The organism is Alsobacter ponti (assembly GCF_024294805.1).
Lineage (GTDB): Bacteria > Pseudomonadota > Alphaproteobacteria > Rhizobiales > Beijerinckiaceae > Alsobacter > Alsobacter ponti.
The window spans coordinates 1-13889 of sequence record NZ_JANCLU010000039.1 but is presented as its reverse complement, the minus strand read 5'-3'; the positions used below and the strand labels follow the sequence as shown (position 1 = coordinate 13889).

The window sequence follows — 13889 nt, the reverse complement described above, 5'->3', positions numbered from 1 at the left end:
GGGATTCCGGGGTTCCGGGAACGGGGTGGCGGACTGTGTTCGCCCATTCGCGCCGTGCCCGGGAGCGCGGGCCTCCGCCCCGCCCATCCCCGGGATGCCGGAGCCTTGGCGGAGGCAGGCCCGGGGCCCAGCGCAACAATGTCGCGCGTCAGCGCGTCCTGATGGTCTTTTCCATTGAGCGCCGCTTCGCGGCAACATTCCTACGCTGGCTCCCGGACACCCCTCCGCTGTCACTCCGGGGTTCCGGGAACGGGCGGACTGGCGTCCGCCCTTGGCGCGGACGCTGCGGGGTTCCGGGGACTGGCGGACTGGCGTCCGCCCTTTGGCGCTGCGCGGGGCGCGGGCCTTGGGCCCGCCCTTGGCGCGGACGCTGCGGGGTTCCGGGGACGGGCGCACTGGCGTCCGCTCAACCCGCCGCTCCGTCCGGGGCGGCGGGAACTTCTAGAGGCCGCCTCGGCTCAGACGAGGGCGCCGTGGCAGTGCTTGAACTTCTTGCCGGAGCCGCACGGGCACGGCTCGTTGCGGCCGACACGGCCCCAGGTGGCGGGGTCGTTCGGATCGCGACGGGCGGACGGGTCGTCGGCCGAGATGCCGAGCGCCGCGGCGGCGCGGGCGCTGACGTCGACGCCGCCGAATTCGTCCTGGCCTGTCGTGGCGTCGATATGCGAGGCCTGCATCGGCGGCAGCGAGGGCTCCTCCGGCTGCTGGAACATCACCTCGACGCGCATGAGCTGCGCGGTCACCTGCTCGCGCAGATGCGTGATGAGGCCGTCGAACAGCTCGAACGCCTCCTGCTTGTACTCGTTCAGCGGGTCGCGCTGCGCGTAGCCGCGCCAGCCGATCACCTGGCGCAGATGGTCCAGCGTGACCAGGTGCTCGCGCCAGAGGTGGTCGAGCATCTGCAGCAGGACCTGCTTCTCGACATAGGTCATCACTTCGGCGCTGTTGCGCTCCACGCGGTCGGCGTAGCCGGCGTCGGCGGCGGACTTCAGGCGCTCGCGGATCTCCTCGTCGGCGATGCCCTCCTCCTTGGCCCATTCGGCCACCGGCAGCTCCAGCGCCAGCAGGCGCTGCGCGTCGGCGTCGAGGCCGGGAATGTCCCACTGCTCGGGATAGGCGCCCTCGGGGATGTGGCGGGCGACGATGTCGTCGACGACGCTGTGGCGCATGTCATCGATGGTGCCGCGCACGCTGTCCTCGGCCATGAACTCGCGGCGCTGCTCGAACACGACCTTGCGCTGGTCGTTCATGACGTCGTCGTACTTGAGGATGTTCTTGCGCATGTCGAAGTTGCGGGCTTCGACCTTCTGCTGCGCCTTCTCGATCGCCCGGTTGATCCAGGGATGGATGATCGCCTCGTCCTCCTTGAGGCCGAGCTTCTGCAGCATGCCGTCCATGCGCTCGGACCCGAAGATGCGCATCAGGTCGTCCTGCAGCGACAGGAAGAACTTGGAGCGGCCCGGGTCACCCTGGCGGCCGGAGCGGCCGCGCAGCTGGTTGTCGATGCGCCGGCTCTCGTGGCGCTCCGTGCCAATGACGTAGAGGCCGCCGGCCGCGAGCGCCTTCTGCTTGAGTTCGGCCACCTGGGCGCGGATCTCGGCGATCTTCGCGTCGCGCTCGGGGCCGTCCTCGAGGTGGGCGAGTTCGTGGCGGATGCGCATGTCGGCGTTGCCGCCGAGCTGGATGTCGGTGCCACGGCCGGCCATGTTGGTGGCGATGGTGACCGCGCCCGGCACGCCGGCCTGGGCGACGATGAACGCCTCCTGCTCGTGGAAGCGCGCGTTCAGCACCGCGAAGTGCTTCGAGGGCCTGCCCTCGCGGGCGGCGTCGTAGAGCGGCTCAAGCGCCAGCGGGTTGGTGAAGTCGATCAGCTTGTAGCCGTGCTCCACCAGGAAGTCGGCGAGCTGCTCGGACTTCTCGATCGACGTGGTGCCGACCAGCAGCGGCTGGCCCTTCTCCGCCGCCGACTCGATCTCGCGCACGATCGCCTTCAGCTTCTCGGCGGCGGTGCGGTAGACCTCGTCGTCCTCGTCGACTCGCGCGACGGCGACGTTGGTCGGGATCTCGACCACTTCCAGCTTGTAGATGTCCTGGAACTCGTCGGCCTCGGTGGCGGCGGTGCCGGTCATGCCCGCCAGCTTGGAGTAGAGGCGGAAATAGTTCTGGAAGGTGATCGAGGCGAGGGTCTGGTTCTCGGGCTGGACCTGGACGTGCTCCTTCGCCTCGAGCGCCTGGTGCAGGCCCTCGGAATAGCGGCGGCCCGGCATCATGCGGCCGGTGAACTCGTCGATGATGACAACCTCGCCGTTGCGGATGATGTAGTCCTTGTCGCGCTGGAAGAGCGTGTGGGCGCGCAGGGCCTGGTTGACGTGGTGGACCAGCGTGGCGTTGGCGGCGTCGTAGAGCGAGCCCTCGGTGAGCAGGCCGGCCTCCTCGAGCAGCTGCTCGATATGCTCGTTGCCGGCCTCGGTGAGGGACACCGCGCGCTGCTTCTCGTCGACCTCGTAGTCGCCCTTGACCAGCTTCGGCAGCACCTTGTCGATGCCGTTGTAGAGGTCGGAGCGGTCGTCGAGCGGGCCGGAGATGATGAGCGGCGTGCGCGCCTCGTCGACCAGGATCGAGTCGACCTCGTCGACGATGGCGAAGTGGTGCCCGCGCTGCACCATCTGCGCCAGGTCGTACTTCATGTTGTCGCGCAGATAGTCGAAGCCGAACTCGTTGTTGGTGCCGTAGGTGATGTCGGCCGCGTAGGCGGCGGCGCGCTCGGCGTCGTCGAGGCCGTGGACGATGACGCCGACGCTGAGCCCGAGGAAGCGGTAGATCTGGCCCATCCACTCGCTGTCGCGGCGGGCCAGGTAGTCGTTGACCGTGACGACGTGGACGCCCTTGCCGGCGAGCGCGTTGAGGTAGGTCGGCAGCGTCGCCACCAGCGTCTTGCCTTCGCCGGTGCGCATCTCCGAGATCGAGCCTTCGTGAAGCACCATGCCGCCGATCAGCTGCACGTCGAAATGGCGCTGGCCGAGCGTGCGCTTGGCCGCCTCGCGCACCACGGCGAAGGCCGGCTCGAGCAGCGCGTCGAGCGGCTTGCCCTCGGCCAGCTGCGCCCTGAACTCGTCCGTCTTGCCGCGCAGCTCGTCATCGGTGAGGCGGGAGATCTCGGGCTCGAGCGCGTTGATCGCGGCGACCCGGGGCCTGTAGGTCTTGAGACGTCGATCGTTGGCCGAGCCGAACACCTTCTTGGCAAGTGCGCCGAACATCGAGAAACCTTCTGGAGCTGCTGCGTCGGCCCGGGGCCGCGCGGGATCTGATCAATTCTTCGAACGGGCTTATAGCGCCATCCGCGCCGCGACGCATGCCCTTTGTCAGCAAGGGTTTCGGGCAGGCGGGGGGCGCGCAAGCGCGGGCCGACGCCTCAAAATGGGGCGCGGCAAGCCGTTTTTCAAACCGGGGCCGCGCTGCGCCCTTGCCTTGGCCACAAGCATGCTTCACTTGTTCGCTCCGACGCCGTCAATCGGAAACACATCAATGCTCGCTGCACCCTCGAGGTTTATCCGCCCGGCCGCGCTGGCCGCCGTCGCAGCCCTGGCGCTGCTCGCCGCCGCGCCCGCGCCGCGCGCCCAGACCGCCGCGCCGGCCAAGGTCGTGGCCAAGGTGGACGGCATGCCGATCACCGAAAAGGACCTGGAGTTCGCGGCCGAGGACATGCAGGGCAACCTGCCGCCGCAGGCGACCGACGCCCAGAAGCGGGATTTCCTGATCGGCTACGTCTCCGACCTCAAGCTGGTGGCGCGCGCCGCCCGCGAGGCCAAGCTCGACGCCGACCCGGACTTCGGCGCGAAGGTCGCCTTCCTCACCGACAAGCTGCTGCTCGACGAGTATCTCGGCGCCGAGGCCAAGAAGGCCGCGACGCCGGAGGCGATGAAGAAGCTCTACGACGAGTCGATCAAGGGCGTGACGCCGGAACAGGAAGTCCGCGCCCGCCACATCCTGGTGGAGAGCGAGGACGACGCCAAGAAGGTCGAGGCGCGCCTCAAGGCCGGCGAGGACTTCGCCAAGGTGGCCGGCGAGGTGTCGAAGGACCCCGGCTCCGGCAAGGAGGGCGGCGACCTCGGCTACTTCACCAAGGACCGCATGGTGCCTGAGTTCGCCGACGCCGCCTTCAAGCTCGACGTCGGCCAGGTGTCGGACCCGGTGAAGAGCCAGTTCGGCTGGCACGTCATCAAGGTCGAGGACAAGCGCACCAAGCCGCTGCCGAGCTTCGACGACGTCAAGGACCAGATCGCCCAGTACGTCACCCGCAAGGCGCAGACCGACATCATCATGGCGCTGCGCGCCAAGGGTAAGGTCGAGCGCCTCGACCAGCCGGCCGACGCGGCCAAGCCCGCCGGCGCGCCGGCCGCGCCCGCCGCTCCGGCGGCTCCGGCGGCTCCGGCCGCGCCCGCCGCGCCCAAGCCCTGACCCGGCCGGGCCCGGTTCGCCGGGCCCGCCCGTCCACACACTGTCCACAGGCTTTCCCCAGGCCTGTCCACACCCCGGCGGGGCGCGTCCGCTCCCCGCCGTTCCCTTCCGCCGCATCGTCCCGCCGTTTTTGTCGAGGTCCGCCATGGCGACCGCCATTTCTCCGCTCGCGCCCGCTTCCTTTCCCGACATGCCCGTCATCGACGGCGTTACGTTTTCCACCGCGGCGGCGGGAATCCGATACAAGAACCGCACCGACGTGCTGCTCGTGGCGCTGGCCAAGGGCACGACGGCGGCCGGCGTCTTCACGCGCTCGAAGTGCCCGTCAGCCCCGGTCGACTGGTGCCGCAAGGCGCTGCAGGGCGGCAAGGCGCGCGGCCTCGTCGTCAATTCCGGCAACGCCAACGCCTTCACCGGCAAGACCGGCGCGCAGGCCGTGAAGCTGACGGCGGAGATCGCCGCCCGGGCGCTCGGCTGCCGGCCCGGCGAGATCGTGCTGGCCTCCACCGGCGTGATCGGCGAGCCGCTGGACGCCACCAAGTTCGAGGGCGTGCTCGACGACTGCGCCAGGCGCGCCTCCGCGGGGTCGTGGAGCGAGCCGGCCAAGGCGATCATGACCACCGACACCTATCCGAAGGGCGCCTGCGCCAAGGCGACGATCGACGGCGTCGAGGTCAACATCGCCGGCATCGCCAAGGGGGCGGGCATGATCGCGCCCGACATGGCGACCATGCTCTCCTTCGTGTTCACCGACGCGCCCATCGCGGCCGACGTGCTGCAGGCGCTGCTGGCGCGCGGCGTCAAGACCTCGTTCAACGCCATCACGGTGGACAGCGACACCTCGACCTCGGACACGCTGATGCTGTTCGCCACGGGGCAGGCGGCCAAACGCGGCTGCCCGACCATCGAGAGCGCCTCCGACCGCCGGCTCGCCGGCTTCCGCAAGGCGCTCGACGCGCTGCTGCTCGACCTCGCCCACCAGGTGGTGAAGGACGGCGAGGGCGCCCGCCACTTCGTCACGGTCCGCGTCGAGGGCGCGGTCAGCGCCGCCTCGGCCAAGCGGATCGCCAAGTCGATCGCCGACTCGCCGCTGGTCAAGACCGCCGTCGCCGGCGAGGACGCCAACTGGGGCCGCGTCGTCGCGGCGGTCGGCAAGGCCGGCGAGCCGGCGGACCGCGACCGGCTGGCCATCTCGTTCGGGCCGCACCGCGTGGCGGTGAAGGGCGCGCGCGATCCCTCCTACGACGAGGCGCAGGTGTCCGCCTACATGAAGGGCCAGGACATCGAGATCGGCGTCGACCTGGGGCTCGGCCGCGGCGCCTTCACCGTCTGGACGTGCGACCTCACCAAGGAGTATGTCGAGATCAACGGCGACTATCGCAGCTGAGCGAGCCCGCCGCCTCCGACACATCCTCACGGCGACAGGCCGCCTCGCGCGCCGCGCCAGACCGAGCGGGTGAACTCCGTTGAAAATTGTGCTCGTCGCCGCCTGCGCGCTCATCGACGCCGATGGCCGCGTGCTCATCGCGCAGCGCCCGGAAGGCAAGCAACTCGCCGGCCTGTGGGAGTTCCCGGGCGGCAAGTTCGAGCCCGGCGAGCGGCCGGAGGAGACGCTGATCCGCGAGCTGAAGGAAGAGCTCGGCATCGCGGTGAAGGAGCCGTGCCTGGCGCCGCTGACCTTCGCCAGCCACGCCTACGAGACGTTCCACCTCTTGATGCCGCTGTGGGTCTGCCGGCGCTGGGAGGGCATCGTCGTGGCGCGCGAGCACCAGGCGCTGAAATGGGTGCGGCCGCGGGCCCTGCGGGACTTTCCGATGCCGCCGGCGGACGAGCCCCTGATCCCTGCCCTGATCGACCTGCTGGGCGGCTGAGCGCGCATGATCGCGGATCGGGACATTTCGCGCGCCGGCCTGCTTTTGCGCCTGCTGGCCTGCTCGCTGATGTGGTCGAGCGGCTTCCTGTTCATGAAGCTCGCCGGTTCCGCCTCGCCCTGGGTGCTGGCCGGCTCCCGCGCCGGCATCGCGGCCTCGGTGATCGCGGCGTGGTTCGTGGCGCGCGGGCTGAGCCCGCTGCCGGAACGGCGCGAGCTCGTGCCGTGGCTGGCGCTCGGCACGCTGAACGGCTGGCTGCCCAACGTGCTCACCGCCTACGCGCTGACGCAGATCCCTGCCGGACTCAGCTCGATGATCCAGGCGTCCGGCCCGCTGATGGTCGCCGTCATCGCGCATGTCGCGCTGGCCGACGAACCCCTGACGCCGCGCCGGCTGGCCGGCGTCCTCGTCGGCTTCGTCGGCATGATGCTGCTGATCGGCCCCGCGGCGCTGCACGGCGAAGGCGGCGGCGCGCTCGGCGTGCTGGCGATGGCGGCCGTGTCGCTCAGCTACGCCGTGGGCAATGTCATCGCCCGCTTCTTCGTCGGCTTTCCCGCCGAGCGGCTGGCGCTGGGCCAGCAGACCGTGTCGGCCGTGGTCGCGCTGTTCCTGATGACGGTGCTGGTCGGGGCGCCGGCGCTCGGGCAGATCGCGGCGGCGTGGCCCTCCATCCTGGCGCTGGGCGTCGTCGCCACGGCGGTGCCGATCACCATGTTCATGACGCTGATCCTGCGCGCCGGCCCGACCCGGGCGTCGATGATCGGCTATCTCCTGCCCGTCTGGGCGACGCTGCTCGCCATCGTCTTCCTCGGCGAGACGGTCGGCGCGCGCGAAATCCTCGGCGCGACGGTGATCCTGTTCGGCGTGTGGATGGTGTCGACTGCGCCCCGGTCCTAGTCCCGGAGCAGGGCCCGCAGCTTCTCCCGCATGGCGTCCGGGATCGGAACCGGCCGCTGGGTCGCGCGGTCGACGCAGACATGGACGAAACGGCCCTGCGCGGCGGCTTCGTCCGAGCCCTGACGGAAGATGGCGACGACGTAGACGATGGAGCTCGAGCCGACGCGCTCGACGGCAAGGCCCGCGTCCACCGTCTCCGGGTAGGTGACGCTCTCGAAATAGGTGCAGCCGGTCTCGACGACGAGGCTGATCACAGGGCTGCTTGCGATGTCGAGCAGCCCGTTGTCGATCAGCCAGCGGTTCACCACCGTGTCGAACCAGTGGTAGTAGATGACATTGTTGACGTGGCCGTAGGCGTCGTTGTCCGACCAGCGCGTCTGGATCGGCAGGAAGTGGCGATACTGGCCGCGCCGCGCCCGCTCCACCCGCCCGCTCACCACGCGCTCCGGTAGATCGCCAGCGCGTCCGCCTCGGCCAGCGGCCTTGGGTTGTTCACCAAGAGCCGCGTCTGCTTCATCGCGTCTGCGGCGAGCATCTCCAGCGCGTCCTCGGGAATGCCGACATCGCGCAGGCGGGTCGGAAGGCCGCAGGCCGGAGAGAGCCCGGCCAGCGCCTCGCCGAATGCCTGGGCGCGCGCCTGCTGGCCGATCTCCGTCAGGTGCGGAAACAGGTCGGGCGCGATCTCGGCATAGGCGGAGGCGGCGAGCGGCGCGTTGAAGCGGATCACGTGCGGCAGGACGAGCGCGTTGGAGAGCCCGTGCGGCACGTGGAAATGGCCGCCGATGGGGTAGGCGAGCGCGTGCACGGCCGCTACCGGCGAGTTGGCGAAGGCCTGGCCGGCGAGCATCGCGCCGAGCAGCATGTCGGCCCGCGCGGCCGCGTCGCGACCGTCGCGGACGGCCGGGAGCAGGCCCCGGCCGAGCAGGCGCAGGGCCTCGCGCGCCAGATGGCGCGACAGCGGGTTGTTGTTGGGCGAGGCCGACGCGTAGGCCTCGATGGCGTGGACGATGGCGTCGATCCCAGTCGCCGCCGTCACGTGCGGCGGCAGGCCGAGCGTCAGGTCGGGATCGAGCAGCGCGACGTCCGGCAGCAGCACGGGCGACACCACGCCCTTCTTCTCCGCCTCGCCGGTGGTGACGATGGCGATCGGCGTCACCTCCGAACCCGTGCCCGCCGTCGTGGGGGCCAGCGCCAGCGGCAGCCGCGAGCCCTGGACCTGCCCGACGCCGTATAGGGACGAGAGGTCCTGCCCGCCGCGCGCCAGCACCGCGACGAGCTTGGCGACGTCCAGCGACGATCCCCCGCCGAACCCGAGCACCCCGGTCGCCCCGAAGTTCCGCGCCGCCTCGCCGCCGGCCAGCACGACGGGCTCCGGCGGGTCGGCCTCCACCCGGTCGAACAGTTGAGCCGCGACGCCCGCCTCCCGCAGCGCCGCGAGGGCGGGCGCGACCAGGCCGGCGGCCACGACGCCCGGGTCGGTGACGACGAGCACGCGCTCCCCCAGCTCCCGCCGCGCGATCTCGCCGAGCCGGGCGACGGAGCCCGACCCGAAGACGATGGAGCGGGCGGTGTTGAACACGAAGGGAGTCATGGCGAACCTGCGTCGGGTGTGGGCGGGCCAGCCTATCGCCCCGCCGGCCGGGCGCAAGCGGGGTCAGCCGGCCTTGCCGGACCCCAGCGGGGTCGCGTCGTCGCCCCGCTTCATAGCCCCGTAATAGGCCCAGAGCAGCTTGGCCGCCGCGCCCCGCCAAGGCCGCCAGCGCTCCGCGAACTCGCCGAGCGCCTTGGCCGAGGGACGCTCGGGCAGGCCGAAGCCCATGCGCAGTGCCTCCTGCAGCGCCAGGTCGCCTTCGGGAAAAGCGTCGGGATGGCCGATGCAGAACAACAGGTAGATGTCGGCCGTCCACGGGCCGATGCCCTTGATGGTGACCAGATGCGCGTGGGCCTCGTCGGCGGGAAGCTCGGTGAGATCGTCGAGCGGCACCGCCCCGGAATGCACCGCCTCCGCCATGGCGCGCAGCGTGCGCATCTTGGGCGCGGACAGGCCGCACTGGCGCAAATCGTCGTCCGTCGCGGCGAGCAGCCCCGCCGCCTCCAGCTTGGGGAAGCGCTCGCGGAAGCGCCGCCAGATCGCCGCCGCGCTGGCGACCGAGAGCTGCTGCGCGACGACGATGCCGGCCAGGCCCTCCAGGCCGGGGTCGCGCTTGCGCAGGGCCGGCCGGCCGGCGACCTCGTAGAGCGGGCGCAAGGCGGGGTCGACGCGCAGAAGTTCGCCGAGCGCGTGGTCGAGGGCTTCGTCGCAGTCGAGCATGAGGCTTCCCTTCCCGATGCCGGGATCGTCGCGCCATGATAATCAGGCCGGCACTGGAAAGGACAACGCCGCGTGCCGCAACCCGTTTTCCGCTTCGCGCCCTCGCCGAACGGCTGGCTCCATCTCGGCCACGCCGCCTCGGCGCTGCTCAACGCGGAGCTGGCGCGGCGCATGGGCGGACGCTTCCTGCTGCGCATCGAGGACATCGACGCGCAGCGCTCGCGGCCGGAATTCGAGGCCGGCGTGTACGAGGACCTCGCCTGGCTGGGCCTCTCCTGGGAGAAGCCGGTGCTGCGCCAGTCCGAGCACATGGCCCGCTACGCAGCGGCGCTGGAGACGCTGAAGGCGCGCGGGCTCCTCTATCCCTGTTTCTGCACGCGGGCCCAGGCCGCCCGGTTCGCGGCGGAGAAAGGGGCCGACTGGCCGAGGGACCCCGACGGCGCGCCGCTGCACGCGGGGCCGTGCCGCGCGCTGCCGGCGGCGGAACGGGCGCGGCGAATCGCGGACGGCGAGCCGCACGCCTGGCGGCTCGCCATGGACGCCGCGCTGGCCGACGCGCCCGGCCCGCTCACCTGGACGGACTGGAACCCGGACACCGGCGCGACGCGCCTCGTCGAGGCCCGGCCGGTCGCGTGGGGCGACGCCGTGCTCGGCCGCAAGGACGCGCCGACGAGCTATCACCTCGCCGTCGTGCTCGACGACGCGCTGCAGGGCGTGACGCACGTCGTGCGCGGCGCGGACCTCGAGGCGGCGACCGACCTGCATCGCCTGCTCCAGGCGCTCTTCGGCCTGCCCACGCCGGTCTACCACCACCATCCCCTGCTGCTGGACGCCGACGGGCGCAAGCTCGCCAAGAGCCTGGACTCGACCCCGCTGCGCCAGTTGCGCGCTGAGGGCGTGACGCCGGAGGAGGCGCGCGCCCGGATCGGATGGTTCAGCGTACGCCCAGGATCGTCAGCCAGACCGTCGTCGTGACCACCGAGGCGATGGTGGACAGCGAAATGGCGCTGGCCGTCAGCGCCACGCCCGACTTGTAGCGCTCGGCGAACAGATAGGCGTTGAGCCCGCACGGCGCGGTGGCGAACAGCACGGCGACGCCGGCCCAGACCGGCGGCATGCTGAACACGTGCATGGCGAACAGGTAGACCAGCGCGGGATGCAGGATCAGCTTCAGCGCCGTCACCACGCCGGCCAGCTCGATCTGCCGCCCGAAGCCGTAGCGCTTCAACGCGATGCCCATGGCGAACAGCGCGCACGGGCTGGCGGCCGAGCCGAGCAGGTCGACCATGGCCTGGAGCGGGCCGGGCAGGGCGGCGTCGGCGAGCCGCACCGCCACGCTGACGACGATGGCGACGAGCAGCGGATTGGTGGCGAGCTGGCGCGCCAGGCGCGGCAGGTTGGCCCCGCGCCCCTCGGTGAGGATGCTGCCGACCGTGACCATGATCGGCAGGTGAATGGCGATCAGCAGGAACAGCGGCACGGCCCCCTCGCGGCCATAGGCCTCGAGGATCAGCGGCACGCCGACGAACACCGTGTTGGCCTGCGCCGAGCAGAAGCCGGCGACCACGCCGCCCGCCGGGTCGACGCCGAACCACCGCCGCGCCACCACGGTTCCGATCGTCCACACGATGGCGACGCCGGAGAAATAGGCGAGCCAGTATCCCCAGGGCTGCACCGCCGGGATCGCCGCCGCGGTCAGCGTCTTGAAGATCAGCGCGGGAACCGCGATGGCGAAGACGAACTCGGAGAGGCCTTCGCCGGCGCGGTCGGTGACCAGGCCCGACAGCCGCGCGGCGAAGCCGAGGACGATCAGGCCGAAGACCGGCAGGACGATGGTCAGGACGTGCAGCATCGGGTCGCCCGGGGGAGATGGGCGCGCCGGAGGGATGCGCCCGCGAACTCAGCGCGCGCGTTCGGCCAGCCGCGTGGCCGTGGGCGCCTTGCTGATGAGTTCGTCTATCCGTTCGCGCTCGCGTTTGAAAGCGAGGAGCTGCTGCGCGTCGAGGTCGCGGCTGCGTGGCACCTTCACCGACAGCGGATCGACGAAGTTGCCGTTGATCAGCACCTCGTAGTGGAGGTGCGGACCCGTCGACAGGCCGGTGCTGCCGAGATAGCCGATCACCTGGCCCTGGCGCACGCGCACGCCCTCCCGGATGCCGCGCGCGAACCCGGACATGTGGTTGTAGGTGGTGGTGAAGTTGTAGGCGTGCTCGATCTCGACGCGCCGCCCGTAGCCCGATTCCCACCCGGCGAGCTTCACCCGCCCGTCGCCGGCCGCGATGATGGGGGTGCCGATCCTGTTGGCCCAGTCGATGCCGGTGTGCATGCGCGAATAGCGCATGATCGGGTGGTAGCGCATGCCGTAGGTGGAGCGCAGGATGCCTTCCGCGATCGGCTTGCGGATGAGGAACTTGCGGTTGGATTTGCCGGTGTCGTCGAAATAGTCGATGACGTCGTCATTGAGCTGGAAGCGGTAGTAGCGCTTGGTCAGGCCTCCCACCGAGAGCGACGCAAACAGCACGTCGGGGCGGCCCTCGTTCTCCTCGTCCTCGGCGTAGAACACCTCGAACGTATCGCCGCCGGAGACGCGGCGCTGCAGGTCGAAATCGTAGAAGGCGACCTTGATGATGGTGTCGAGGACGTTGCGCGGGATGTCGTGCTTGAAGCCGGTCTCGTAGATGCTGTCGAACAGCCGCAGCCCGCCATTCGCCTCGTCGGTGTCGTCCTCCTCGTCCTCGTCGGCGGTGGCGGGGCTCTCGGTCAAAGGCGGTGCCACGGAGACGAAGGCGTTGCGGTCGTCGACGGCGGCGATGGCGGTGATCGTGTCGCCGTCCATCACCATCACCCGCAAAAGCTGCAGCGTCCGCCGCCCGTCGCTCGAGGGGCCGAACAGCAGCTTCAGGCGGCCGCCCTCGCGCACCGGCGATTCCTTGAGGCGGCCCGCCAGCGCGGCGACGATCGAGCGCACCTCGTTGGGGCCGGCCCCGTTGCCGCGCAGCACAGACTCGAAGGTCTCGCCGCGCCGCACCGTCACCATGCGCTCCTCGGAGGTGGGCGCCGCGGCGGCCTGCTTCTCCTGGGGCGGCGACTTCTCCTTCACCGTCACGTTCTCGGTCGAGAAGGTCACCTGCATGGTCGAGAACGCGGTGCCGATCGGCGCCGGCGGCGCGTCGGGCTGCAGCGCGCTGGCCGCCGTCAGGGCCCGCGTCAGCATGAGCTGCGAGCTCAGCGGCACGTTAGGCCGCTGCCCCACGAACAGCGCCGCCTTGCGCTCCTCGCCGATCTGCGCCTCGACCTGCGCCTGTGACAGCACCGCGCCGGAATCCGGCGCATCGGCATAGCCGGCGAGCGGCTTCTTCTGCACCGACACCTCGGCGTCGCCCTCGGTCGTCTCCGGCTCGGGCGCCTTCTCGGCGGTGTCGTTGCCGTACATCTTCATCGGGTTGAAGGGCGGCACGTCGTCGGCGAAGCCGAGGCTGCCGAGCGCCAGGTTGGTGGCGACGCGCACGAACGGCTTGACCTTGATGACCTCGCGGTCGCCGACGCGGATGGTGGTCGGCGTGCGGAAGGCCTGCTTGGCCGAGACGATGTCGGCGCTGACGAACAGCTTGTCGCCGCGCTTGGGCGAGCGGTCGACGGAGGCGGCGCGCGACACCGAGGTGGAGGCCTGCTCGGCGCGCTCGGCGAAGGTCAGCTCGCCGTCGAGCGCGATGAAGATGGCCGCGCCGATCAGCCCCGCGCCGAGCAGCCCGGTGAGCACCGTGCCCGACAGCCATCGCAGGCTGATGCTGCGCCGGTCATGCGCGCCGCGCTCGCCGTCGCGGGCCAGAGGCGGTTCGGGGCCGAGCTCCACTGAAGCGCCCGCGCGGGCCGGGAACATCAGGAAGCCTGCCGTGCGCGGGGTCGCTTTCGACGAGGGAGGAGACATCGGGTCGCAACGGCCTCTGTGGGTCGGACGGCTCGCGGCGCGGATCCGGTCGGGCCGGTCCGCGCGGGCGCGTCGACCACGACGTCGACGCCACCTTGCCGCCGGGAGCCGCCAGCGTCAACGCCGCCGCTTCGCCCGAAACCGAAGTTGCCGGACGCCGCGAACGGCGGCGTAGATCGTGCGATGATCGTGGCGCGAGTGCGGCAAAGCTGGGTTCGACGCGTTTTCACCGGAAAGCCGGGCTTCGTCGGCGCGAAAATCCCAGTCCGGGCCTCGTTTTTGGGCGTCTCGGCGATGCGAAGCCGGATTTTTTCGCAGAATTTCGAAAAACCCGTTTGACAGGTCCTGTGGGTATCCCTATAAACCGGCTCACGAACGGCGGGCCACTTGCTGGCGCGCTGATGAGGCATCTTCGCTGTGAGCT

11 protein-coding genes are annotated in these 13889 nt (G+C 70.7%); 5 read left to right on the top strand and 6 right to left on the bottom strand.

Translation table 11 applies throughout. The annotated features are described in order from the left end of the window. Positions 1–458 precede the first annotated feature (458 nt). Positions 459–3257 carry a preprotein translocase subunit SecA gene (secA, locus tag NK718_RS21660; RefSeq protein ID WP_254746734.1) on the bottom strand — a complete coding sequence of 933 codons (2799 nt, stop codon included), beginning with the start codon at positions 3255–3257 and terminating at the stop codon, positions 459–461. 268 nt (positions 3258–3525) lie between these two features. On the opposite strand from secA, the gene NK718_RS21655 reads away from it, so the two are divergent. The 4 genes from NK718_RS21655 (at position 3526) to NK718_RS21640 (ending at position 7226) form a co-directional block, all read left to right on the top strand. Further along, a complete protein-coding gene (locus NK718_RS21655) occupies positions 3526–4458 on the top strand; it encodes a peptidylprolyl isomerase (RefSeq protein WP_254746718.1) in 933 nt (310 codons plus the stop codon). A gap of 145 nt (positions 4459–4603) precedes the next feature. Beyond that, positions 4604–5845: a bifunctional glutamate N-acetyltransferase/amino-acid acetyltransferase ArgJ gene (gene argJ, locus NK718_RS21650; protein ID WP_254746716.1), complete on the top strand. Its 1242-nt coding sequence runs from the start codon at positions 4604–4606 to the stop codon at positions 5843–5845. A 79-nt stretch (positions 5846–5924) separates the two neighbouring features. Next, positions 5925–6329 (top strand): (deoxy)nucleoside triphosphate pyrophosphohydrolase, encoded by a 405-nt coding sequence (locus NK718_RS21645; protein WP_254746714.1) that lies wholly within the window; start codon positions 5925–5927, stop codon positions 6327–6329. A 6-nt stretch (positions 6330–6335) separates the two neighbouring features. After that, positions 6336–7226 (top strand): DMT family transporter, encoded by an 891-nt coding sequence (locus NK718_RS21640; protein ID WP_254746712.1) that lies wholly within the window; start codon positions 6336–6338, stop codon positions 7224–7226. Here NK718_RS21640 and NK718_RS21635 read toward each other — a convergent pair. From NK718_RS21635 to NK718_RS21625, 3 genes are all read right to left on the bottom strand, one after another. After that, positions 7223–7663, bottom strand: coding sequence for an acyl-CoA thioesterase (locus NK718_RS21635; RefSeq protein ID WP_254746710.1), 441 nt, complete (start codon positions 7661–7663; stop codon positions 7223–7225). The genes NK718_RS21640 and NK718_RS21635 overlap by 4 nt on opposite strands. Beyond that, positions 7660–8817: an iron-containing alcohol dehydrogenase gene (locus tag NK718_RS21630; protein ID WP_254746708.1), complete on the bottom strand. Its 1158-nt coding sequence runs from the start codon at positions 8815–8817 to the stop codon at positions 7660–7662. The genes NK718_RS21635 and NK718_RS21630 overlap by 4 nt, the downstream gene beginning before the upstream one ends. Before the next feature lie 63 nt (positions 8818–8880). Next, positions 8881–9537, bottom strand: a complete 657-nt coding sequence (locus NK718_RS21625) for a DNA-3-methyladenine glycosylase family protein (RefSeq protein ID WP_254746705.1) — start codon at positions 9535–9537, stop codon at positions 8881–8883. Positions 9538–9609: 72 nt separating this feature from the next. Here NK718_RS21625 and gluQRS point away from each other — a divergent pair, with 72 nt between their 5' ends. Beyond that, on the top strand, positions 9610–10512 hold the full coding sequence (gene gluQRS / locus NK718_RS21620; RefSeq protein ID WP_254746702.1) for a tRNA glutamyl-Q(34) synthetase GluQRS: 903 nt from the start codon (positions 9610–9612) through the stop codon (positions 10510–10512). Here gluQRS and NK718_RS21615 read toward each other — a convergent pair. Further along, the gene (locus NK718_RS21615; protein ID WP_254746699.1) at positions 10472–11389 is read right to left on the bottom strand and encodes an AEC family transporter; all 918 of its coding nucleotides are present in this window, start codon (positions 11387–11389) and stop codon (positions 10472–10474) included. The genes gluQRS and NK718_RS21615 overlap by 41 nt on opposite strands. 48 nt (positions 11390–11437) lie before the next feature. Further along, the gene (locus NK718_RS21610) at positions 11438–13417 is read right to left on the bottom strand and encodes a M23 family metallopeptidase (RefSeq protein WP_254746696.1); all 1980 of its coding nucleotides are present in this window, start codon (positions 13415–13417) and stop codon (positions 11438–11440) included. Between the last annotated feature and the right edge of the window lie 472 nt (positions 13418–13889).